General features: G+C 72.6%; 20 protein-coding genes, 1 tRNA gene and 1 riboswitch. Of the genes, 15 read left to right on the forward strand and 6 right to left on the reverse strand.

The features are described 5' to 3' along the window. The first annotated feature begins 105 nt into the window (after positions 1-105). From ACFZBB_RS29750 to ACFZBB_RS29780, 7 genes are all read left to right on the forward strand, one after another. Positions 106-1446: a cytochrome P450 gene (locus tag ACFZBB_RS29750; protein WP_391128719.1), complete on the forward strand. Its 1341-nt coding sequence runs from the start codon at positions 106-108 to the stop codon at positions 1444-1446. 297 nt (positions 1447-1743) lie between these two features. Then, positions 1744-2790 carry a transglycosylase family protein gene (locus ACFZBB_RS29755; protein ID WP_391128721.1) on the forward strand — a complete coding sequence of 349 codons (1047 nt, stop codon included), beginning with the start codon at positions 1744-1746 and terminating at the stop codon, positions 2788-2790. 305 nt (positions 2791-3095) lie between these two features. Continuing rightward, positions 3096-3279: riboswitch (cyclic di-AMP (ydaO/yuaA leader) on the forward strand. A 3-nt stretch (positions 3280-3282) separates the two neighbouring features. Continuing rightward, the gene (locus tag ACFZBB_RS29760; protein ID WP_391128723.1) at positions 3283-4011 is read left to right on the forward strand and encodes a transglycosylase family protein; all 729 of its coding nucleotides are present in this window, start codon (positions 3283-3285) and stop codon (positions 4009-4011) included. A 168-nt stretch (positions 4012-4179) separates the two neighbouring features. Continuing rightward, entirely contained in the window at positions 4180-5460 is a 1281-nt protein-coding gene (eno, locus tag ACFZBB_RS29765) for a phosphopyruvate hydratase (protein WP_355346911.1), read from the forward strand. 138 nt (positions 5461-5598) lie between these two features. Further along, on the forward strand, positions 5599-6093 hold the full coding sequence (locus ACFZBB_RS29770) for a septum formation initiator family protein (RefSeq protein WP_391128726.1): 495 nt from the start codon (positions 5599-5601) through the stop codon (positions 6091-6093). Positions 6094-6144: 51 nt separating this feature from the next. Further along, on the forward strand, positions 6145-6711 hold the full coding sequence (locus ACFZBB_RS29775) for a DUF501 domain-containing protein (protein WP_391128729.1): 567 nt from the start codon (positions 6145-6147) through the stop codon (positions 6709-6711). Next, entirely contained in the window at positions 6708-7706 is a 999-nt protein-coding gene (locus ACFZBB_RS29780) for an exopolyphosphatase (RefSeq protein ID WP_391128732.1), read from the forward strand. The genes ACFZBB_RS29775 and ACFZBB_RS29780 overlap by 4 nt, the downstream gene beginning before the upstream one ends. Here ACFZBB_RS29780 and ACFZBB_RS29785 read toward each other — a convergent pair. Next, a complete protein-coding gene (locus tag ACFZBB_RS29785) occupies positions 7703-8458 on the reverse strand; it encodes a methyltransferase domain-containing protein (protein WP_391128735.1) in 756 nt (251 codons plus the stop codon). The genes ACFZBB_RS29780 and ACFZBB_RS29785 overlap by 4 nt on opposite strands. Before the next feature lie 564 nt (positions 8459-9022). Between ACFZBB_RS29785 and ACFZBB_RS29790 the strand changes: the two genes are divergently transcribed. The 5 genes from ACFZBB_RS29790 (at position 9023) to ACFZBB_RS29810 (ending at position 14023) form a co-directional block, all read left to right on the forward strand. Further along, positions 9023-9484: a hypothetical protein gene (locus ACFZBB_RS29790; RefSeq protein WP_391128738.1), complete on the forward strand. Its 462-nt coding sequence runs from the start codon at positions 9023-9025 to the stop codon at positions 9482-9484. Continuing rightward, positions 9484-10308 (forward strand): hypothetical protein, encoded by an 825-nt coding sequence (locus ACFZBB_RS29795; RefSeq protein WP_391128741.1) that lies wholly within the window; start codon positions 9484-9486, stop codon positions 10306-10308. Before ACFZBB_RS29790 ends, ACFZBB_RS29795 begins: the two co-directional genes overlap by 1 nt. Positions 10309-10641: 333 nt before the next feature. After that, positions 10642-12030 carry an NAD(P)/FAD-dependent oxidoreductase gene (locus ACFZBB_RS29800; RefSeq protein WP_355346929.1) on the forward strand — a complete coding sequence of 463 codons (1389 nt, stop codon included), beginning with the start codon at positions 10642-10644 and terminating at the stop codon, positions 12028-12030. 312 nt (positions 12031-12342) lie between these two features. Continuing rightward, positions 12343-13662, forward strand: a complete 1320-nt coding sequence (locus tag ACFZBB_RS29805) for a class I SAM-dependent methyltransferase (protein ID WP_391128744.1) — start codon at positions 12343-12345, stop codon at positions 13660-13662. Positions 13663-13937: 275 nt separating this feature from the next. Beyond that, positions 13938-14023: transfer RNA gene (locus tag ACFZBB_RS29810), tRNA-Leu, on the forward strand. Positions 14024-14405: 382 nt separating this feature from the next. On the opposite strand, the gene ACFZBB_RS29815 is transcribed toward ACFZBB_RS29810, so the two are convergent. Next, positions 14406-15275 carry a bifunctional DNA primase/polymerase gene (locus ACFZBB_RS29815; RefSeq protein ID WP_391128747.1) on the reverse strand — a complete coding sequence of 290 codons (870 nt, stop codon included), beginning with the start codon at positions 15273-15275 and terminating at the stop codon, positions 14406-14408. 231 nt (positions 15276-15506) lie between these two features. On the opposite strand from ACFZBB_RS29815, the gene ACFZBB_RS29820 reads away from it, so the two are divergent. Together ACFZBB_RS29820 and ACFZBB_RS29825 are read left to right on the forward strand one after the other, a co-directional pair. Then, positions 15507-17486: a hypothetical protein gene (locus ACFZBB_RS29820; RefSeq protein ID WP_391128750.1), complete on the forward strand. Its 1980-nt coding sequence runs from the start codon at positions 15507-15509 to the stop codon at positions 17484-17486. A 106-nt stretch (positions 17487-17592) separates the two neighbouring features. Then, positions 17593-18495 (forward strand): Bax inhibitor-1/YccA family protein, encoded by a 903-nt coding sequence (locus ACFZBB_RS29825; RefSeq protein WP_391128752.1) that lies wholly within the window; start codon positions 17593-17595, stop codon positions 18493-18495. A 98-nt stretch (positions 18496-18593) separates the two neighbouring features. Here the strand turns inward: ACFZBB_RS29825 and ACFZBB_RS29830 are convergent, their stop codons facing one another. Next, a complete protein-coding gene (locus ACFZBB_RS29830) occupies positions 18594-18827 on the reverse strand; it encodes a DUF4287 domain-containing protein (protein WP_188285479.1) in 234 nt (77 codons plus the stop codon). A gap of 122 nt (positions 18828-18949) precedes the next feature. Here ACFZBB_RS29830 and ACFZBB_RS29835 point away from each other — a divergent pair, with 122 nt between their 5' ends. After that, complete coding sequence (locus ACFZBB_RS29835) at positions 18950-19273, forward strand: hypothetical protein (protein ID WP_391128755.1); 324 nt, start codon at positions 18950-18952, stop codon at positions 19271-19273. 64 nt (positions 19274-19337) lie between these two features. Here the strand turns inward: ACFZBB_RS29835 and ACFZBB_RS29840 are convergent, their stop codons facing one another. The 3 genes from ACFZBB_RS29840 to ACFZBB_RS29850 form a co-directional block, all read right to left on the reverse strand. Then, positions 19338-20150, reverse strand: a complete 813-nt coding sequence (locus tag ACFZBB_RS29840; protein WP_391128758.1) for a hypothetical protein — start codon at positions 20148-20150, stop codon at positions 19338-19340. Positions 20151-20454: 304 nt separating this feature from the next. Next, positions 20455-21684: an acetyl-CoA C-acetyltransferase gene (locus ACFZBB_RS29845; protein WP_391128761.1), complete on the reverse strand. Its 1230-nt coding sequence runs from the start codon at positions 21682-21684 to the stop codon at positions 20455-20457. 139 nt (positions 21685-21823) lie between these two features. Next, positions 21824-22876, reverse strand: a complete 1053-nt coding sequence (locus tag ACFZBB_RS29850) for a GDSL-type esterase/lipase family protein (protein WP_391128765.1) — start codon at positions 22874-22876, stop codon at positions 21824-21826. Positions 22877-22940: the final 64 nt, after the last annotated feature.

The following is a 22940-nucleotide window of genomic DNA, read 5'->3' on the forward strand; positions in this document are numbered from 1 at the left end:
CCCCGTCTCCGCCTCGGACTGCCCCGGCGGCCGGCGGGCCGTGGTGAGGTCAACGGCCAGGCCGCGGTGAGCCGGGAACCCGGCCGGGCCGGATAGCGTCGGTGCATGACCGACCCCACCACCGACCCCACCGACCCCACCACCGACTCGCCCACCGACCCCACCGCCGACTCGCCCACCGGCCCCACCCCCACCGACCCGGCCGACGGCGGCCCCACCCTCTTCACGTGGGAATTCGCCACCGACCCCTACCCCGCCTACGCGTGGCTGCGGGAGCACGCGCCGGTGCGGCGGACGACGCTGCCCAGCGGGGTGGAGGCGTGGCTGGTGACGCGGTACGGGGACGCGCGGGAGGCGCTGGCGGAGGGGCGGCTGAGCAAGAATCCGGTGCATCACGCGGAGTCGGCGGGCGCGAAGGGGAAGACCGGGATTCCGGGGGAGCGCAGCGCGGATCTGATGACGCATCTGCTGAACATCGATCCGCCGGACCACACGCGGCTGCGCCGCCTGGTGTCGAAGGCGTTCACACCGCGCAGGGTGGCGGAGTTCGGGCCGCGGGTACAGGAACTGACGGACCGTTTTATCGACGGCTTCGCGGCGAGCGGCGAGGCGGACCTCATCCACGACTTCGCCTTCCCGCTGCCGATCTACGCGATCTGCGACCTGCTGGGCGTGCCGCCGCAGGACCAGGACGACTTCCGGGACTGGGCGGGGATGATGATCCGGCACGGCGGCGGCCCGCGCGGCGGAGTGGCGCGGTCGGTGAAGCGGATGCGCGCGTATCTGGTCGAGCTGATCCACCGTAAGAGAGAAGACCCGGGCGAGGACCTGATCTCCGGTCTGATCCGGGCGAGCGACCACGGCGAGCACCTGACGGAGAACGAGGCCGCCGCCATGGCCTTCATCCTGCTCTTCGCCGGTTTTGAGACGACTGTGAACCTCATCGGCAACGGGGTGCACACCTTGCTCCGCCACCCGGAGCAGCGCGCCCGCCTCCAGGAGTCGCTGGCCGCGGGCGAGACCGGCCTGCTGGAGACCGCGGTGGAGGAACTGCTGCGCTACGACGGCCCGGTGGAGCTGGCCACCTGGCGCTACGCGACCAGCGCGCTGAGCCTGGGCGGTCAGTCGATCGCGGCGGGCGACCCCGTACTGGTGGTACTCGCGGCGGCCGATCGCGACCCCGCGCGCTTCAACGCACCCGATACCGTCGATCTGGCCCGGCGTGACAATCCCCACCTCGGTTACGGGCACGGCATCCACTACTGCCTGGGCGCGCCGCTGGCCCGGCTGGAAGCCAGGACGGCGCTCGCGTCCCTTCTCACCCGCCTCCCCGACCTGCGGCTCGCGGCGGATCCGGCCGAATTGCGCTGGCGCGGCGGACTGATCATGCGCGGACTGCGTACGCTGCCGGTGTCGTTCACCGCCGAGGCCGCGCAACAGAAGTGACGGCGCGTCACGGTCGTGATCGCGACGTGATGATCGCTACACCGACTTGTGATCCGTTGGCCAACACCGCTACGTTCTGCGGTCAACGCGAGAAGCGCGGTCGCTCGTACGGGCACGGTGCGTACGGACGGCCACCTCTCGCGGACGGCTCGCGCCAGACGCGGCGGACGTCACGGAAGCGGAAGCGGAAACAGCAGGAACAGCAACAGCAACGTCGGCGGGCCCCGGCCCGCTCCCCGCCGCCGTCACGTCACGCACCGCGCTCCGGCGCGTAAGGCTTACGAGAAAGGCGACCGCATGCTCTCGTCCGGGAACGGCCGGCACCGCCGTCCGCGACAGGCCCCGGCGGCCATGGTGACCGTCGCGGCGACCGGCGCGGGGATCGCACTCCCGCTCCTCGGCGCGGGGGCCGCGCACGCCGCGGACTCCAGCACGTGGGACAAAGTCGCGATATGCGAGACCGGCGGCCTGTGGAGCGCCGACCCGAGCAACGGCTTCTACGGCGGCCTGGCGATCACCCAGGACACCTGGAACGCTTACGGCGGCCAGGCGTACGCGCCACGCCCCGACCTCGCGTCCAGAACGGAACAGATCGCCGTCGCCGAGCGGATGCTCGCCGACCTCGGGCCGAACGCCTGGCCCGGCTGCGAGGACGGTACGGGGCTGCTGGACGCCGTGACGCCGCCCGTGGCGGGCGGCACGCCCGCGGCCACGCCCACCACCCCGGCGCCGTCCGCCTCGACCCCGCCCTCCGGCGACGCCACGACCGGCGGCTCCGGCAGCACCGGCGGTTCGAACACCGACCCGTCGCTGCCGACGATCATCCCGACCGCGCCGGCGACGGACACGCCCACCGGGCCCGCCGACGGCTCGACGGTCACCCCGGTGACGCCCACGGCGCCCACCGCCCCCGCCACCCCCACCTCGCCCGGTGACGGCTCGCGGACCACTCCGGGCTCGCCCACCGCCGACGCGCCCACGACGCCCGGCACGGGCCGCCACGCGAAGCCGTACGTGCCCACCGACGCCGAGTTGGCCGCGGCCGACCAGGCGACCCGTACGGAGCTGACCGCCGTCACGGACGCGGGCGCGGACAGCGGTACGGACACCGGCAAGGGCTCGGACGACGGCGGCACCGGAGCCACCGGCACCAGTGACACCGGACACAGCGCCGACGGCGGCCACGACTACACCGTCGCGTACGGCGACTCGCTCGCCGGTATCGCCTCCAGCCACCACGTCCAGGGCGGCTGGAGCGGTCTCTACGACGCCAACCGGCAGGTGATCGGCCAGGACCCGAACCTCATCAAACCCGGTCAGATCCTGACACTTGACCTCGGCTGAGGGCTCCGCGTCTTCCTGACCGTCCGTCAGGGCCGCGGGGGCAAACCGGGCGAACCGTACGACGTCCTCCGCGGCCCGTGTGACAAGCCTCTCGCCCGCCCCTGTGACCGCCCGCTCGCAGAGCGCTGAAACCGGCCCCTGTGACCTGCGATTCTCTGAACCCGCTCTGGGTGCGGGAGCGGTACGCGGGCGGAACGCGGATGTTTGTCCTTTCCGGCGCCTGTGCTTAGCGTCGTCATCGCTCGCCACAGCGGGCCCCGCCGGTCAGGAACGCCGAGTCCTGCCGCCGACCGACGGGAACAGTCGACGCGAAAGCGCCGTAGGCAGGAGCGGGGGACCCAAGGTCTTTCGCCGGTCACGTTCGTACGGCACGCAGCCTGCGGAACGCACCGGCTCGGGGTTAAGCACGGAATCCGCGGTCGCGGATCCGGCCGGGCAACTCACGCCCGAACCCGACAGCTCACCTCGCAGGCGTCGGTGAGGACACGAACCATGGCTAAGCACCGCCGTACGTCCAAGCTCGTCCGCATCGCCGCGCTCGCCGGTGTCACCGGCACCGCGATCGCCGTACCGCTCCTCGGAGCCACCTCCGCCTCCGCCGCCTCCGTCTCCACGTGGGACGCCGTCGCCCAGTGCGAGTCCGGCGGCAACTGGTCCATCAACACCGGCAACGGCTACTACGGTGGCCTCCAGTTCTCGCAGTCGAGCTGGGAGGCCGCCGGCGGCACCCAGTACGCCGCGCGCGCCGACCTGGCCACCAAGGACCAGCAGATCGCCACCGCCGAGAAGCTGCTCGCCATGCAGGGCCCGGGTGCCTGGGCCTGCGCCGGCGCCGGCAACCTGACCTCGGGCGGCTCCGCGGCGAACGTCGACACCTCGTCGCCGTCCTCGTCCTCCTCGTCGTCGTCTTCCAGCTCCTCCGGCTCCAGCAGCTCGGACTCCTCCAGCAGCTCCTCGAAGACCGGCTCCTCCGACAGCTCCTCGCAGCCGTCGCAGCAGCAGAGCACCCCGGCCCCGGCCGAGACCTCCGCGCCGGTCACCCACCACAAGAGCCACGGCAAGGGCAACGGCGAGTACACCGTCGTCTCCGGCGACTCGCTCTCCAAGATCGCCACCGCGCACCACGTCTCCGGCGGCTGGCAGCACCTGTTCGACCTGAACAAGGACATCGTGCAGGACGCCAACCTGATCTACCCGGGCCAGCACCTGCACCTGGGCTGACGCCACGGGATGTGATCCCCGGCCGGGCACGTACTCTCCCCCGAGCGTGCCCGGCCGGGGCCTTTTTCCGTCTCAGGGTCCGGGCTCGGTACCGGGCGCGAGACCGAAGACGGTTAGGCTCAGGTCGAAAAAGACAGAGACATCTCAGAAGGACTGAAGGAGACACTCGTGCCGTCCATCGACGTCGTCGTAGCCCGGGAAATCCTCGACTCGCGAGGCAACCCCACCGTCGAGGTCGAGGTCGGCCTCGACGACGGCAGCACCGGCCGCGCGGCGGTCCCGTCCGGCGCCTCCACCGGCGCATTCGAGGCCCTCGAACTCCGCGACGGCGACAAGAACCGCTACCAGGGCAAGGGCGTCGAAAAGGCCGTCCTCGCCGTCATCGAGCAGATCGGCCCGGAGCTGGTCGGCTACGACGCCACCGAGCAGCGGCTGATCGACCAGGCGATGTTCGACCTGGACGCCACGCCCGACAAGTCCTCGCTCGGCGCCAACGCGATCCTCGGCGTCTCGCTCGCCGTGGCGCACGCCGCCTCCGAGGCGTCCGACCTGCCGCTCTTCCGCTACCTGGGCGGCCCGAACGCGCATGTGCTGCCCGTGCCGATGATGAACATCCTCAACGGCGGCTCGCACGCGGACTCCAACGTCGACATCCAGGAGTTCATGATCGCCCCCGTCGGCGCGGAGTCCTTCTCCGAGGCGCTGCGCTGGGGCGCCGAGGTCTACCACACGCTCAAGGGCGTGCTGAAGACCAAGGGCCTGTCCACCGGCCTCGGTGACGAGGGCGGTTTCGCGCCGAATCTCGGCTCGAACCGCGAGGCGCTCGACCTGATCATCGAGGCCATCAAGCAGGCCGGGTACGCGCCCGGCCAGGACATCGCGCTCGCGCTGGACGTCGCCGCCTCCGAGTTCTACAAGGACGGCAAGTACCAGTTCGAGGGCAAGGAGCGCTCGGCCGCCGAGATGACCGAGTACTACGAGGACCTGGTCGCCTCCTACCCGCTGGTCTCCATCGAGGACCCGCTGTTCGAGGACGACTGGGCGGGCTGGAAGGTCCTCACCGAGAAGCTCGGCAGCAAGGTGCAGATCGTCGGCGACGACCTGTTCGTCACCAACCCCGAGCGCCTGCAGAAGGGCATCGACAACGACACGGCGAACGCGCTGCTGGTGAAGGTCAACCAGATCGGCTCGCTCACCGAGACGCTGGACGCCGTCGAGCTGGCCCAGCGCAACGGCTACAAGTGCATGATGTCGCACCGCTCCGGCGAGACCGAGGACGTCACCATCGCCGACCTGGCCGTCGCCACCAACTGCGGCCAGATCAAGACCGGCGCCCCGGCCCGCTCCGAGCGCGTCGCCAAGTACAACCAGCTCCTGCGGATCGAGGAGATCCTGGACGACGCCGCCGTGTACGCGGGTCGCTCGGCGTTCCCCCGCTTCAAGCACTGAGCCGTCCGTTTCCGGGCCCCGGCCTCCGTACGTCCCCGCACCCGGTCCCGTACCGTGGGCGGGGACGTACTGGCGTGCGCGCCCGTACGGCAGCGTGTGGACGCGACGGCGTGCGAGGACGGCGAGGGGAGACACGGCGTGGGGGCGGATCGGTTCTCCACCTCGGCCCGGCTGAAGGCCATCGGCCAGGAGGCGCAGGCCCGGGTGTACCGGGCGGCGGCCAAGCGGCGCCCGCCGCGGCGCAACAAGCTCACCGGCCGCGCGGCCCTGCTCGCCCTGGTGCTGTGCGCCCTGGTCGTGGCGCTCGCCTACCCGACACGGCAGTACATCGCCCAGCGTTCCGACATCGCCGACCAGCGCCGCGAGGCCCAGAAGGCCCGCCAGCGGGTCGATGAGCTCCGCGAGGAGAAGGCGCGCTGGCAGGACCCGCAGTACGTACGGACGCAGGCCCGCGAGCGCCTGCACTTCGTCCTGCCCGGCGAGACCGGCTACAACGTGGCGGCCCCGGCCCCGACCGGGGACGCCGCCGCCGACCACCGGACGACGAACGAGGCCGCCGCACACCGTCCTTGGTACGACAATCTGTGGGACAGCCTCGACCACGCCGACGCCGCCGCCGCGCCCCGGCACTGACCCCTCGCTCCCCGCGTACCGCCCCCGACCCCTCCCGATCTAGAACGGCCCATGACGAAGCACCCCGATCCCACCGCCCCCACCCCGCCCACCGACGCGGACGTCGCCGCGTTCACGGCGCAGCTCGGCCGCCCGCCGCGCGGCCTGCGCGCGATCGCGCACCGTTGCCCCTGCGGCAACCCGGACGTGGTCGAGACCCAGCCCCGGCTGGAGGACGGCACGCCCTTCCCGACGCTGTACTACCTGACCTGTCCGCGCGCCGCGTCCGCGATCGGCACGCTGGAGGCCGACGGCGTGATGAAGACGATGACCGCCCGGCTCGCCGAGGACGAGGAACTGGCCGCGGCCTACCGCGCGGCCCACGAGGACTACATCGCGCGGCGCGACGCCATCGAGGTCCTGGAGGGCTTCCCGAGCGCGGGCGGCATGCCGGACCGCGTCAAGTGCCTGCACGTGCTCGTCGGCCACTCCCTGGCCGCGGGCCCCGGCGTGAACCCGCTCGGCGACGAGGCCATCGCCATGCTGCCCGAGTGGTGGGCGAAGGGCCCGTGCGTCGCCCCCGCGACGGAGACCGCGACCGGGACCGGGACCGCCCCCGAGACGGAGGAGTCCGCGTGACGACCGGTACGGCGACCGACGGGCCGCGTGGCACGACCGTCCGCGTGGCGGCCGTCGACTGCGGTACGAATTCGATCCGGCTGCTCGTCGCCGACGTCGACCCCGCGACCGGCGCGCTGACCGACCTCGACCGCAGGATGCGGATCGTCCGGCTCGGCCAGGGCGTGGACCGCACCGGGCGGCTGGCCCCCGAGGCGCTGGAGCGGACCTTCGCGGCCTGCCGCGAGTACGCGGAGGTGATCGCGGAGCACGGCGTCAGCGCGGACCGCGTCCGCTTCGTGGCGACCTCCGCGTCCCGCGACGCGGAGAACCGGGACGACTTCGTGCGCGGAGTCGTCTCCCTCCTCGGCGTCGAGCCCGAGGTGATCAGCGGCGACCAGGAGGCCGCTTACTCCTTCACCGGCGCCACCCGCGGCCTGACCGGCGCCGAGGCCCTGGACCCGCCGTATCTGGTGGTCGACATCGGCGGCGGCTCCACGGAGTTCGTCCTCGGCGACGACACGGTCACCGCCGCCCGCTCGGTCGACATCGGCTGCGTCCGCCTGACCGAACGGCACCTGGTGGCGGACGGCGCGGTCGTCGACCCGCCGACCGGCGACCGGGTGGCCGCGATCCGCGCCGACATCGACGCCGCCCTGGACGAGGCGGCCCGCGCCGTCCCTCTCGACCGGGCCCGTACGCTCGTGGGTCTGGCCGGGTCGGTCACCACCGTCGCGGGCATCGCGCTCGGCCTGGCCGCGTACGACTCCGCCGCGATCCACCACTCCCGTATCACCGTCGAGCAGGTCGCGGAGATCACCGCGCGGCTGCTGGCCGCCACCCACGCCGAACGCGCCGCGATCCCGGTGATGCACGAGGGCCGCGTGGACGTGATCGGCGCGGGCGCGCTGGTGCTGCTGCGGATCATGGAGCGCACGGGCGCGAAGGAGGTCGTGGTCAGCGAACACGACATCCTCGACGGGATCGCGTACGCGGTGGCGGAGTCGGCAGGTTAGCCGTCCCTGCGGAACAGGGCCGTCCAGAGGAAGGGCTCCCCGAAGTGCGGGGAGTCCTTCGGCTCGTCGCGCATGCGGCGCAGTTCGACCTCGGTCAGGCCGGAGAAGATCCAGCGCAGCGACTCCGGGGTGTAGCCGAGGCCGCCGTGCAGCCGCGCGTCCCGGTAGAAGGCCGCGTCGGGCAGTTCCGAGCCCATCGCCCCCGCGGCGAAGCAGGTGAGCGCGAGATGGCCGCCGGGGGCGAGCACACGGTCGAGCAGCGCCAGATAGCTGATCCTGCGGTGCGGCGGCAGATGGTGGAAGCAGCCGGAGTCGCAGACCAGGTCGTACGGCCCGCTCAACTCGCCCACGCCCACGCCGCCCTCGCCCTCGCTCAGCGCGAAGGCGTCCCCTTCGTGGAAGCGGATTCCCTCCACCCCGGCCTCGCGCGCCCGCTCCCGCGCCCATCGCACGGCGGCCGGTGACAGGTCGACGGCGTCCACCTCGAAGCCGCGCCGCGCCAGCAGCACCGCGTTGCGCCCCGGCCCGCACCCCAGGTCCAACGCCCGTCCCGGCCGCACCACCTCCCGGTCCAGGCAGGACACCAAGTTCTCGTCCGGCTTGTCCACGAAGAACGGCACACCCCGTTCCCGGTCCCCGTAGAACCCGTCCCACCACCCGCCGGCCCCTGCCGTCCACCGGTCCGCGTCCCTGGCGAACAGCCCGTCCAGCAGCCTCAGTACGTCCTCCACCGACCTGATGTCCCGCTCCACGCCAGCCCCCTCTTCTCCGGTCTTCTCCGGCGTTTCCGACAGGGAGAACGCTAGGCCCATCGGGCACAAAAGCCCAGGTCAGAGCCGCTACGGCGACCCCTTCGCGCGCCGTCTGCGGGCCTGGCCCGACCCGGCCGGGGGAGTCCGCCGGGGGGCCGCCCGCACGTCCCAGACGGCCCCGCGGAAGCCCGCTGAGGGGCCTCCCGGGGCGAGCGCCGGCACACTTTCTCAGCTGATGTCCGTCCGCGCGGCTGCCGCCGCCGTCTCGATGACCGTCACGATGTCCTTCCCCTTCTTCTCTGTGTACGTGACGAGTTGAGCCGGAGCGCGGACACCGTCTCCGGCACGCGGGAAGATGCCGGACTGTGTTGGACAGGGCTGGACAGGGTCGGGCAGACCGGAACGGCGGGGCATCGATCAGTCGGAGGACCTGTCGGCGGCGGCCGACTTTCGCGGTGTGGCTGGCACGATTACGGGCCCACGCGGGCAACCCGTCGCCGGCCGTCCTGGCCCGGCTGACCGGCGCCGTCCCGCGCGGCGCAGTACCCCGAAGAATCCGCCGCCGTGGCCCGCCAACCGCTGGAGCGGTCGGGGCTGTTGCGCGCCCCGGCGCACGACTCGGTGGACTTCGTGCACCGCAAGCTTCCAGGAGTACCCGGCGGCGGACCAGTTGCTCGACGACGTGATCCGGCCCTGCTGATCAAGCACGCGCACGAGGACCAGTGGCAGGACGTCGTGGTGGTGGTGTCCGGGCGGGCGCGGGACTCCGAGCGCGCTCACCTGATCAAGTCCCTGTTGAAACGGGCCCGTCGGGACAAGGCCCACCGGCTGCGGCTGACCGTTCTCGCCGTGGACCGCGTCGGCGACGGCACCGCGATCGACCCGCGCGTCGTCGACGAGGCGAGACGGCGGGCGGCGGAGCTGATCCCCCCGCAGAATCCGGCGCAGGCCGCGGCGCCGGCGAATCCCGGCGAGGTGGCGCTCAATCAGATGCCCGGCCCCCGGCCCGAGTTGGCGCCCGGGTGATGCGGGCGATCCTGGAGACCTGCCGGCTGGTCGGCGGGCCCTCCGCCACGCGGCTGCCGGCCCGTTTCGCCGCGTTCCCCGACCTGGAGACCGAGCGGCGGCTGGCCGACATGTGGCCCGACTTCGACACGGCGGAGTTCGCCCATGTCGTGCTCTCCGAACTGTCCTGGGTCGGGCCGCTGACGGTGGGGCCGCACGAACTGCCCCCTCTCCACCGGCTGACCGGTGTCAGGGACCTCACCGTCGACGGCGTCGCCGACAGCTACGCGGTCGTCCGGCGGCTGCGGAATCTGCGCTCACTGCGTCTGGTCGACCCCGAACCGGACCTGTCCGGCCTTGAGTTGCCGCCCACCCTGCTGGTGCTGTCCCTCGACGGTTCCGTCCGGCACGACCGGTTCCCGGCGCCGACGGCGCCGGGCGTCCAGGAACTGTGGTTCGACGACTGCGCCTGTCCCGACTGCGACCTGGGCGCGTGGCGCACGGCGGGGCTGTGGCCCGCCGAAGCGCGGCGCGCGGTGTGGCTGCTGTCGGTGCGGGCCGCCCCGGCCACGCTCGATCCGCGGCTGCTGGCGGAGCGCTTTCCGGGGCTCTCCGTCCTCGCGGTCCGGTCCGACATGGTGTTCGGCGTCGGCGAGGTCGCGGACTCCCTCAAACGGCTCCGCGAGTGCTTCCCCGTGCTGACCGAATTCCGGCTCTACTCCCACGGTGACGACGGGCTCGACCAGCAGCTTCAGGAGGCCGGCTTCCTGCGCTGGACCCATACGACGGAGGCCGCGCCGGGGACCCGGACGACCCGGGTCTTCACCCGCACGGGGGCCGGATGACCCGGCCGGACGGACCTCCTCCGGAAAAGCTTTGTGAAACTCTTCACATGAAGTTCCCGCCCCGCGGCCCAAATTTTCCAAGGTGACCGCGTGTCAAACCCCCTGAATCCTTGGCGGGGGCGTGTTTCGGCGGTGTGACGGGCGTCGGAACGACGGATGAGCGGTGATCGATCAGCGCTGCTCAGAGGTGGTGGCCGGAGCGGGCGGTGCGGAGGAGTCCGCGCAGGTCAGATAGGCCCTGGTCATGAAGCCGGGCAGGATAGCACAGGGTGTCCAGTACCTTGTGAAGGGGCTCACGAGCACCCCCCTGGGACGTGCTGAATACTTGTCGCCATGAGCACCACGGAGCGTCCACGGATCCTCGTAGTAGGCGGCGGTTACGTCGGCCTGTACGCGGCGCGTCGCATCATGAAGAAGATGCGGTACGGCGAGGCGACCGTCACAGTCGTCGACCCGCGCTCGTACATGACGTACCAGCCCTTCCTTCCTGAGACTGCCGCCGGCAGCATCTCCCCGCGGCATGTCGTCGTCCCGCTGCGACGCGTCCTGCCCGGGGCCGAGGTGCTCACCGGCCGGGTCGTCGACATCGACCAGGACCGCAAGGTCGCCTCGGTCGAGCCGCTCGTGGGCGAGTCCTACGAGCTGCCGTTCGACTACCTGATCATCGCGCTCGGCGCGGTCTCCCGTACCTTCCCGATTCCCGGCCTCGCCGAGAACGGTATCGGGATGAAGGGCGTGGAGGAGGCGATCGGCCTGCGCAACCACGTCCTGGAGCAGCTCGACAAGGCCGACTCCACGACCGACGAGGACATCCGCCGCAAGGCGCTGACCTTCGTGTTCGTCGGCGGCGGCTTCGCGGGTGCGGAGACCATCGGCGAGGTCGAGGACATGGCCCGCGACGCGGCCAAGTACTACCCGAACGTGAAGCGCGAGGACATGCGCTTCATCCTGGTGGACGCGGCGGACAAGATCCTCCCCGAGGTCGGCCCGCAGCTCGGCACGTGGGGCCTCGAGCACCTGCGCGAGCGCGGCATCGAGGTCTACCTCAGCACGTCGATGAAGTCCTGCGTCGACAAGCACGTGGTGCTCGCCAACGGCCTGGAGGTCGACGCCTCCACCATCGTGTGGACGGCCGGTGTGAAGCCCAACCCGGCGCTCGCCCGCTTCGGTCTGCCGCTGGGCCCGCGCGGTCACGTGGACACCGCCCCCACCCTCCAGGTGCAGGGCAGCGACTACATCTGGGCCGCGGGCGACAACGCCCAGATCCCCGACCTCGCCGCGGGCGAGGGCGCCTGGTGCCCGCCGAACGCCCAGCACGCGCTGCGCCAGGCGAAGGTGCTCGGCGACAACGTGGTCTCCGGGATGCGCGGCTTCCCGCAGCAGGAGTACAAGCACGCGAACAAGGGCGCCGTCGCCGGTCTCGGCCTGCACAAGGGCGTCGCGATGATCGTCTTCGGCAAGGCCAAGATCAAGGTCAAGGGCCGGCTGGCCTGGTACATGCACCGTGGTTACCACGGCATGGCCGTGCCGACCTGGAACCGCAAGATCCGGGTCTTCGCCGACTGGACGCTCGGCATGTTCCTCAAGCGCGAGGTCGTCTCGCTCGGCGCGATCGAGAACCCGCGCGAGGAGTTCTACGAGGCCGCACGCCCCGCTCCGGTTCCGGCCGCGGCGGTGCCGGCTCCCGCCGAGAAGACGGCGGAGCCCGCCAAGGCGTCCTGACGCGCCGCGGCGCGCGCGCCGCACCCGTCACACCGTCCGAAGGGCGCCCGCCATCCGTGGTGCGGGCGCCCTTCGGCGTGCCCGGCGCCGTTTCCGGGACCTGCCCGCGAGGTCTGCCCCCGAGCCGCCGGACGCCCCGCCGTGAGCCGGTCGGGCGGCGCCTCGCCGCCCGTCCCGCGCACCCGCGCGGCGTCCTCCGCTTCCGCCGCGCGGTGCCCAACGCCGCCCCCGGTGACCGGCCCGGAAAAAATGCATGTATCCGCAACGTAGATTCGTCAGCGGAGACTGTCTTTCAGTCGTACGCTCGGAAGCATGGCTGACGCGGCTCACAGAATCGTCGAACTCGCCGACCACGCCCTCTCGACTCCGTTCCCGTTGCGCGTGCGCGCCTGGGACGGCAGCGAGGCCGGGCCGCCCGGCGCCCCCGTCCTCGTCATCCGGCGCCGCCGCGCGCTGCGCCGACTGCTGTGGAAGCCCGGCGAGCTGGGCCTGGCCCGCGCCTATGTCTCCGGCGACCTCGATGTCGACGGCGACTTCTACGAGGCGCTCGGCCTGCTGTCCGGGCTGTTCTGGGAGCGCGAGGAAGGGCCCGCGCAGGGTACGGCCGCCGCCGTGCGCCGTACCGCGGGCGTCCTGCGCGACCCGGCGAACTACCGCGTCGCCCGCGCGGCCCTCGCGCTGGCCGGGCCCGGGCTGCCGCCCCCGCCGCCGCCCGAGGAGCTCCGCCGCCGTACCGGGATCGCCCACAGCAGGCCCCGCGACAAGGCGGCCATCGCCCACCACTACGACGTGGGCAACGACTTCTACTCGCTGGTCCTCGGCCCCTCGATGGTCTACTCCTGCGCGGTGTGGGAGGGCGAGAGGACCACGCTGGAGGAGGCGCAGTCCGCCAAACTCGACCTGGTCTGCCGCAAGCTGGGCCTCCGGCCGGGGATGCGGCTGCTGGACGTCGGCTGCGGCTGGGGGTCGATGGTGCTGCACGCCGTCGAGCACTACGGCGTCCACGCGACGGGCGTCACGCTCTCCACGGAGCAGGCCGCCTTCGCCCGCAAGCGGATCGCCGAGGCCGGGCTCACCGACCGTATCGACATCCGCGTCCAGGACTACCGGGACGTCAAGGACGGCCCCTACGACGCGATCTCGTCCATCGGCATGGCCGAGCACGTCGGCAGCGAGCGCTACCGCGAGTACGCGCAGGCGCTGTACGGACTGCTGCGGCCGGGCGGCCGGCTGCTCAACCACCAGATCGCGCGCCGCCCGCTGCGCGACGAGGAGTCGTACCACATCGACGAGTTCATCGACCGGTACGTCTTTCCCGACGGGGAGCTGGCACCGGTCGGGTCCACGGTGGCCCGGCTGGAGGAGGCCGGGTTCGAGGTGCGGGACGTCGAGGCGCTGCGCGAGCACTACGGGCGCACGCTGCGCGCCTGGGTGCGCAATCTGGAGGACGCCTGGGGCGCCGCCGCGCGGGCCACGTCGGCCGGGCGCGCCCGTGTCTGGCGGCTCTACATGGCGGCCTCCGCGCTGGCCTTCGAGCGCAACCGGATCGGGGTCAACCAGGTCCTCGCGGTGCGCACCGGCCCCGACGGCGACCCCGGCATGCCCGCGACCCGCACGGCGTGGCTGAGTTGAGCCCGGCTGGGCCGAGCCCGGCCGGGTTTGGGCTGTGCTGAGGTGAGTTGAGCGGGGCCCGGCTGAGCGCGGAGGGCGAGATCCGGTCGCGGAGAGCGATTTCGCGTCACTTGTGCGTGGCGACTGATACTGCTGTGAACGGTGCCTGTTCAGCCCAAGAACCCTGGAACTCGTACTAACACCCCGTCAGTAACCCCTAAAATAAGACAACATGGCCGGTTGGGCGCCCTGTTCGGGATCTCCAACCCCGATACGCTTTTCACTGCGCCTCGCCGGCCCGGATGGTGGAACGCAGACACGGCGAGCTTAAACCTCGCTGCCCCTCGGGGGCGTGCCGGTTCAAGTCCGGCTCCGGGCACCACCGCCCTCACCGGCGGTGACCCCGCTCCACCCAGAGGACCGCCCGGTGGGCACCGTGCGAGCACGGTGCCCCCACGCCCTCCTCGGAGCCGGCGGGCGGTGCCCCCGTGTGAGGCGGGCCTCAGCGGATGCGGCCGCGGCGGCCGGTGACGGCCAGGGCTATGGCGATGACTATGGCGGCGATGACCGCGGCGACGATCAGGATGTGCGGCACGCGGGCCCCATGGTGTGAGCTGGTGTACACGTCATGCCCGGGAAGGCCGGTGCGTACCCCGGTCGCGGGCAGCCGGTCAGCAGCCGTACGACGCGACCAGTTCGAGGTCCGAACCCCGCGTCGGGGTGTCGGAGGGCACATGGAGCCGCCGGGGTGCCTCGTTCCGGGGCTACGGGTGCGGGGAGGTACGGGGGCGGGCCGCCGAGGCCACCGTCGCCGCCGCCTCGCGCTCGCTCAGCCCGGTGTGCACCGCCGCCGTCACCAGCGCGGGTGCCAGCGCTTCGCCGAGACCGGCGTCGTACGCCCGGCACGCGGCCCAGAACAACCGGCCGTTGCGCTCTCCTTCGTGTGAATCCAGGACGAAGCGGACGAGCGCGGCGGCACGTTTCTCCGCGGGGTGGCGCGGCGCGGAGGCATCGCGGGGCGGCGCGACCGGCGGTGGCGGCGCCGCGAGCAGCAGCAGCTCGGACGGCGCGGGCGCCAGCGGATGGCCCGCGGTGCCGGGCGCCAGCAGATAGCGGCCCGCGACCGTACGCGAGCCGGGGCCGACCACGTAACCGCCCTCGCCGCGCACGTCGATGCCGGGCGCCAGGCGGCCCGCCGAGTTGGGGACCTGCGTCGGCGCGGTCAGCCACAGGTGGCGTCCGCCGCTGGGGGTGAGCACGGTGACCGTGTCGGGCACGGCGAAACCGTGGGCGGCGGCCAGGGCGGTGAGCGCGGCGACGCCGTCGGCGCCGTGCTTGACGTCCAGGTCGAGGCCGATCAGATGGTGCGGCGCCCGGCCGCAGGCGATCCCGTACCCCGTCGCCCAGGGCGCGGCGGCGAACAGGGCGCGGATCCGGGCCGGGTCGGTGCTCGCGTCGTACACACCGTGTCCTGGACGTCCGCACGCGCCCCGGCAGTCGCTCGTGCGGGGCTCGTCGCGGTGCGGTGAGCGGATGGCGGGCAGTTTGGTCCGGGACAGCGGGATCACCGGCAGTCCGCGCGCCGCGGTGAGCAGGGCGGCGTGCAGCGCGCGGGTGTGGTCGGGGCGTGGCATGGCCTGCTCCCTGACGTTCGAACGTGTGTTCGTCTGCACCCTCAAGTAATACCGCGCGCGGCGCCCACCGTCCACTGCGCAAGCCGGTGTGGCGGTGCGTTCCGGGTCACGCCCGTGACACCCCGGTGACCGTGTTCGACACGCGCGGGTACTACGGTCGGGCGCGGACAGGTCGTAGCTGTCCGAGTCCGGCCCCAGGCGGGCCGGCGCCGCGACGGAGGGGCGGGAGAGATGGACGAACTGCACGCGGGGGACGCCGAGTTGTGCGCGGGCGGCGGTGACGAACGGCTGGCGGCCGAGGGCGAGACGGCACTGGCCCGGCTGATCATGGACGGCGGCGACCTGCCCCACGCGGCGAGCCATCTGGGCAACGCGGTCGCCATCGACCCGCTGCTCCCCGAGACCCACGAGGCGCTCACCGAACTCGCCACCCGCGCGGGCGGCCCGCGCGCCGCGCTCGACCTCTTCCCGCTCGACCACCCCTACATCGGCGCCGTGGTCTGCCGGGCGCACCTCCAGGCCGCCTGCGGCGAGTGGGCCGAGGCGGTCGGCCTGATCGCCGCCGCCGTACGCGCCGAGTACGACCGGCCGTGGTCGCACGTCGCCTGGCTCACCCAGGACCGGCTGCCCGAACTGCTGCCACCGCAGGTCATGACGCAGGCGCTGGCCCGCGCGGTCGGCGGCGCGCTGCCCGACCCCGTGCCCGAGCACGCCCGCGACGCGCTGCGGCCCTTCTACGACCTGACCCGAGCGGTGGTCGAACGCCACCCGGACGAGGCGCAGCTCGCCGCCATCGGCTCGGGGCTCGCCCGCCGCTTCGAGGACCACGACCGCGCCATCGCCTGGGCCCGGCAGGCGGGCCGGGTCCAGCCGGGACACGTGCCCAGCGTCATGCTCGGCTACGCGCTGCGCGCCGCGGGCCGCCCCGACGAGGCGCTGCGGGTCTGGGAGGAGGAGATGGCCAGGGACGACTCCGACCTCTCCTTGATGGTCGACATCGCCGAGCTGTACGCGGTCACCGGCCGCGCCGAGCAGGGCCTGGCGTGGGCCGAGCGGGCCGTCACCGCGGACCCGGGGCACCCGCAGGCCGCCCCGGCCGTGCACGGCGTCCGCTACGCCGCCGACGGCGACCCGGCCCATCTCGTCGCCCTCACCGACCACCTGCGCGAGCACCCCGACCACCCCTACGCGGGCACCGTCCTGGCCCGGCACAGTGAGTGGCAGCCGTGGCTCGGCGTGGTCGACAGCGCCACCGAGGCGACCGTCAACGTCCTGCACCAGATCCTGGAGAGCCCCGACGCGCAGGCGATCCGGTCCGGCGGCGGCGCGAAGCTGTCCGCCTCCGCGGTCGAACCGCCGAGCGCCGCCCTCGCCTTCGCCCTCGCGCTGCCCGGCGGCACGCTCGTCAACGACGCGGCGGGCGACCCCGACCCCCGGCAGCCGACCGCCGAGGTCGCCGTCCGGATCTGGCGGTACGAGGGCCTGGCCGCGCTGCCCGCCGTCGCGCCGCCGTCGCCCGAGGCCGCGGGGCTGGTCCAGGACACCGCCTCGGTGAGCTGGCCGCACCTGCCCGCCGCGTACGACCACGCGGTGCGGCTGGCCGGGCTCGGCCTCGACGACCTGCTCGGCGTCCTCGCGCACCCGCCGCAGCCGCCGGACGACGACCAGGGCCGCTTCCTGCGCGACCACCGCCCCGAGCTGTGGATTCGCGCCGTGCAGACCTTCGCCTGCCTGGGCGTGGCCCACCACCGCGCCGACGAGCCCTGGGAGGACTCCCGGCGCCGCGCGGTCCTGCTCGACCTGCTGCACGGCCCCGAGGACTGGGTCAACGAGACGGCGGCCTTCGCGATGGTGGCCACCGCCTGGGGCGACCCGGCCGTCCGCGCCGACGTCGGCCTGCGGCTGACCGAACGGATGCTGGACGCGGCGAAGGCGTACCAGACCCGTGAGGTGACCGTCCTCGGCTCGCTGTGCCGCCTGGTGCTGCTCTGCCCCTGGCTGGACGACACCTATACGAGCCTCGCCCGCGACCTGCTGGCCGCCGTCCGCCGCTCGGACGCACACGCCGAGCAAGGCGAACAGGGCGAGCGAGCCGAGCACAGTGAACAGGGCGAGCAAGGCGAACAAGCGGAAGCCGTCCGGGAAACGGCCGTGGAAACCGCCGCCGCGGGTCCGCCCCGCCGCGGACTCTTCCGGCGCCGACGTGACTGAGGGTCCGTCCTGGGGGAAGATCCTCCTCCAGGCGTAGCTCGGCTTTTTGCCAAGCCATTACTCTTGACGCAAGCGGAGCCGCAGCACGCGGTCTTGGAGGAGTGAAATGAGGAGCAGCAACCCGGTCTTCTCCCGGCGGGGATTCACCCGCGGGGACTCGTACGCCGGATTCGGTGCGCCGGGCGCCCAAGGCGCCCGGCAGCAGGGCGGGAACCCTTACGGGCAGCAGGCGCCCGGGAGCCCGTACGCCCAGCCCCAGCAGGGCGGGAACCCGTACGCGGCCGGCGGGCAGCCCCTCACCCCCGAGCAGATGGAGGAGATGTACGCCGGTCCCGCCGCGGGTCCGGCGCAGACCGGCCGGATGACGATCGACGACGTCGTCATGCGGACCGCGATGACGCTCGGCGTGGTCGTGCTCGGCGCGATCCTCGGCTGGTTCGCGCTGCCCGACAGCTACGGCCTGGCCATCGGCGCGGCGCTGATCGCGTTCGTGCTGGCGATGGTCCAGTCGTTCAAGCGCACCCCGATGCCGGCCCTGATCCTGGGGTACGCGATCTTCGAGGGCGTCTTCCTCGGCGTCATCAGCAACATGTACAACGAGCGGTGGCAGGGCGCGCCCGTCCAGGCCGTGCTCGGCACCATGGCGGTCTTCGCGGGCATGCTGTTCGCGTACAGGACCCGGCTGATCCGGGTCACCGCCCGCTACGCGCGGATCGGCATGGCCATCGCGGTCGGCTTCCTGCTGGCGATGGTGGTCAACCTGCTGTTCTACGCCTTCGGCAGCGGCAACGGCCTGGGCCTGACCACCGGCCCGCTGGGCATCGTCTTCTGCCTGCTGGGCATCGGCCTCGGCGCCTTCTTCCTCTCCCTGGACTTCAAGCAGGTCGAGGACGGCATCCGCTTCGGCGCCCCGCAGAACGAGTCGTGGTTCGCGGCCTTCGGCCTGACCGTCTCGCTGGTCTGGATCTACCTGGAGATCCTGCGGCTGATCTCGATCCTGCGCGACTAGCGCACGCGGTCCGCGTCATCGCGACGGGCCGCCCGGAAGCATCGCTTCCGGGCGGCCCGTCGGCGTCTGCGGAGGGAGGGGGCGGGGCCTGGCGGGCGCTACATCAGATTGCGTGCGGCCCGCCGCAGGTCGTACTCGTGGACGAGGGCCTTCGCGTGGCCGTAGGAGAGGGCGTGCTCGCTGCGCAGCCAGCTCACCTTGTCGTCGAAGCGGAAGAAAGAAGGGCCGTCGGCGAGGTCTCTCAGCCAGTCGCTGACCTCGCGGCCTGTGCAGTGCGGGATGCGGTCCAGCAGATTGCGGTGGGTCTCGGCGGAGAAGTGCGTTTGGGACATCGGCGCCTCCGGTAGGTGGTCCGGTTACCCCACCGTGCCCGAGCCTTCCCCCGTTGGCAACCACCCCGGACGTGCGGATATGGGTGCGATGCCGGTCCGCGCGCGCCGGTAGGGTCACGACCATGGCCGATCGCACTCCTCTGCGCCCCTCCGTCGAACGCCTCGCGGGACGGCTGCGGGCGCTTCCGCAGCGCCGCCTCCAGGCGGGCGCGGCGGCCGAAGGGCTCGCGCTGGCACGGTGGTTGGCGCGGCAGGCGCAGGCGCTGGAGTTCCCCGGCCGGGAGCCGTACGAGCTGCCCGACGACGGCGTCTTCACCGTCGGTGATCAACTGTCCGTCGCGGGCAATGACTTGGCGGCGGCCCTGGAAGCCGACCCGGCGGGTACGGCGGAGGTGTGCGCCGCGGCCCTCCAGCGGGTGTCGGCGGCGGCGAAGGCGATCGGCTGAGCCCGTAAGGGCCGGGATCCGGCGTCCCGCCCTGGGGGCGAGGCCGTCATGGAGCGGGTCCGCCTCAGAGCGAGGCCACGACCCGGTCGGCCAGTACGTACACGCTCTCGTCGCCGTACGCGAAGGTGAGCGCGTACGCGCCCGCTATCGCGGAGCCGCCGCGCAGCACGGGCACCTCGCCGCGGTCGAGGGCGTCGGAGAGCTGCACCGCGGTCTCGCGGTGGCCGGGGGTCATGCACAAGGTGGTGCCGTCGGCGAAGACGTACACGTCGAGGGTGCCGAGCGGTCCGGGGCGCACGTCGGTCAGCGGGACGCGGCCGTCGGCGAGGTCGGCGAGGCGCTCGGCGGTCTGGTCCTGGGACGCGACGACCGGGGACGGCGCGGAGTCGGGACCCGAGGGGTGCGGGAAGGTGCCGGGCAGCGGGAGGGTCGCCTCCGACGCCTCGGGCTCGTGGGCCGCTTCGAGGCCGCCCGTCTCGATTCCGGCCGCCTCAAGACCCGCGAGGTCGGCCTGCCGGGGCAGGTAGGGAAGCACCGGCGGGACCTCGTAGTCACCGGGCGCGGGCCCCTCGGCGCCGGCGCCGTAGACGCCGCCGCGGAAGAAGGTGCCGTCGGTGGCGGTCTCGCGAGCCTCCTGCTCGGCCCAGAAGGCACGGGCCTCGGCCAGCTCCCGCTCCCGCTCGTCGGCGAGCGCGTCGGCGACGGCGGACCTGATGTCCCCGGCGGAGGCGCGCGGTCCGGGCACACTCAGACCGGCGAGGTCCTGACGCAGGGCGGACAGCTCGCGGCGCATGCCACGAGCGGAGAGCAGGGCGGCGGAACCCGCGGCCACGGCGATACCCGCGGCGACCAGCAGGACGGTGAAGTTGGCGCTCACTGACGTTCTCCCGACTGACGCGCGACCCGAGCAATGCCCACCGAAGCGGTGGGTGAAACTTTCCCCTCCCAACACTCTGCCGGTAAACCCCTGGCCTTTGCAGTGCGGAAAGTCACGAATTGGCCGGGTCTGTCGTCCTAGGCCATCCGGGTATGACCGTTCTGACCTGCGAAAACGCATCGCCCCCAGGAAAAATCACGTCCTGGGGGCGATTTGATTGCGACTTACGTCACAACTGTGCGTTACGAAGCCGAGTGATCACGGAAGGTCACAAACTGGCCGGATGACGGGCTTCGACGGCGCGTTACGACAGCCTCTCGATGACCATCGCCATACCCTGGCCGCCGCCGACGCACATCGTCTCCAGGCCGAACTGCTTGTCGTGGAACTGGAGACTGTTGATGAGGGTGCCGGTGATGCGGGCACCGGTCATGCCGAAGGGGTGGCCGACGGCGATGGCGCCGCCGTTGACGTTCAGCCGGTCCAGGTCGATGCCCAGGTCGCGGTAGGACGGGATGACCTGCGCCGCGAACGCCTCGTTGATCTCGACCAGGTCGATGTCGCCGACCGACAGACCCGCGCGCGACAGCGCCTGCCGGGACGCCTCGACCGGGCCGTAGCCCATGATCTCGGGGGAGAGCCCGGACACGCCGGTGGAGACCACGCGGGCCAGCGGCGTGATGCCCAGCTCGCGCGCCTTGGTGTCGGACATCACGATCAGCGCGGCGGCGCCGTCGTTGAGCGGACAGCAGTTGCCCGCGGTGACCGTGCCGTCGGGGCGGAAGACCGGCTTGAGGCCCCGCACGCCCTCCAGCGTCACCCCGGCCCGCGGACCGTCGTCCTTGGACACCACGGTGCCGTCCGGCAGCGTGACGGGTGTGATCTCGCGCTCCCAGAAGCCGTTCTTCAGCGCTTCCTCGGCCAGATTCTGCGACCGCACGCCGAACTCGTCCTGGTCCTCCCGGGTGATCCCCTTGAGCTGGGCCAGATTCTCCGCCGTCTGCCCCATCGCGATGTACGCGTCCGGCACCGCGCCGTCCTCACGCGGGTCGTGCCAGTCGCCCAGCTCCGCGCTGCCCTGCTCGGCGCGCTGCTGCGTACGGGCCCTGGCCTCGTCGAAGACCGGGTTCATCGTGTCGGGCAGGCTGTCGGAGTTGCCCTTCGCGAAGCGCGAGACCATCTCGACCCCGGCCGAGACGAAGACGTCGCCCTCGCCCGCCTTGATGGCGTGCAGCGCCATCCGCGTGGTCTGGAGCGACGAGGAGCAGTAGCGGGTGACCGTACAGCCCGGCAGGTGGTCCATGCCCATCCGCACGGCCACGATCCGGCCCATGTTGAAGCCCTGCTCGCCGCCGGGCAGACCGCAGCCCAGCATCAGGTCGTCGATCTGGCGCGGGTCGAGCTGCGGAACCTTGTCCAGTGCGGTCCTGATGATCGTGGCGGCCAGGTCGTCGGGCCGCAGCTCCTTCAGCGACCCCTTGAAGGCGCGCCCGATGGGCGAACGGGCGGCAGAGACGATGACGGCTTCTGGCATCGCGACACTCCTCGTCGAGGCTGCGGGATTCTCGGGACTCCTGGGGAAGCTACCGCCACGTAGCGCAGCGAGTCATCAGACACCGCCTGTGATGCGGGCCTCTTTCTGAGCGCTTGCTTACCCCGCTCCGTGGCTGGTCCTACCCGGCTCCGCCCGTTCCTACCCCTTCGGCCGCGGCCTCCGGGTGCCGCTCGTCCTCCGCCGGCAGTCCGCGCCGCCTGCGCCGCTTGATCAGCGCCCAGCGCCCGCGGGGACCGGACACCGCGCCCCGCGCCGCCGTGACCTCCGTACCGCCCTCGGCCGCCGCCTCGGCCGCCGCCTGGGCCACCGGCAGGAAGCCCTCGCCGCGGCGCGCGTCCGGCCGCTCGTCGTCGGTGTCCGGCCACAGCCCCAGCGCCGCGCACAGCGTCGGCAGTACGGCCATGGCGGCCGTCGCGTAGCCCTCCGCCGACGGGTGGAAGTTGTCGGGGCCGAACAGCTCGCGCGGCCTGGCCTCGAACTCCGGGCCCAGCAGCGCGCCCAGCGACACCGTACGGCCGCCCAGGCCCACCACCGCGATGGTCTGCGCGGCGGCGAGCTGGCGGCTCATCCGGCGGGCCAGATAGCGCAGCGGCTGGTAGACCGGCTCGACCGAGCCCAGGTCGGGACAGGTGCCCACGACCACCTCGCACTCCGCCTCGCGCAGCCGCCGTACCGCGTCCGACAGCAGCCGGACCGAGGTGGCCAGCGGCATCCGGTGCGTCACGTCGTTGGCGCCGATCATGATCACCACGACCTCGGGCACCGGAGCGCCCGACTCCAGCAGCAGCGTCACCTGACGGGCCAGGTCGTCGGACTGCGCGCCGGGCAGCGCCACGTTCACCAACTGCACCGGCCGCTCGGCGACCGCGGCGAGCCCGGAGGCCAGCAGCGCGCCCGGCGTCTCCCTGGCCCGGCGCACGCCCTGACCCGCCGCCGTGGAATCACCCAGGAAGCCCAATCGCAGCGGCGTCTCGCCGGTCCGGTGCGCGAACGCGGAGCCGTACCTCCCGTCCGCCCGCGGCGCGACCGCGCCGGATCCGCCGACCATCCGCTTGGCCAGCCGCGCCTCGGTCAGCAGCACCCCGATCGCGGCCCCGCCCAGCAGGCTGATGCCGCCGCCTCCGAACGCCGCCGCCGTCGCGATCCGCCGTGCCACCGTCGCCCTCGACATCGAGCCGGTCACCTCCCACTGACTCCACCGGCCTACTGCGTGTATGCACGCGTATCGGTCCTGG

Source organism: Streptomyces sp. NPDC008139 (genome assembly GCF_042957025.1).
In the GTDB taxonomy this organism is placed as follows: domain Bacteria; phylum Actinomycetota; class Actinomycetes; order Streptomycetales; family Streptomycetaceae; genus Actinacidiphila.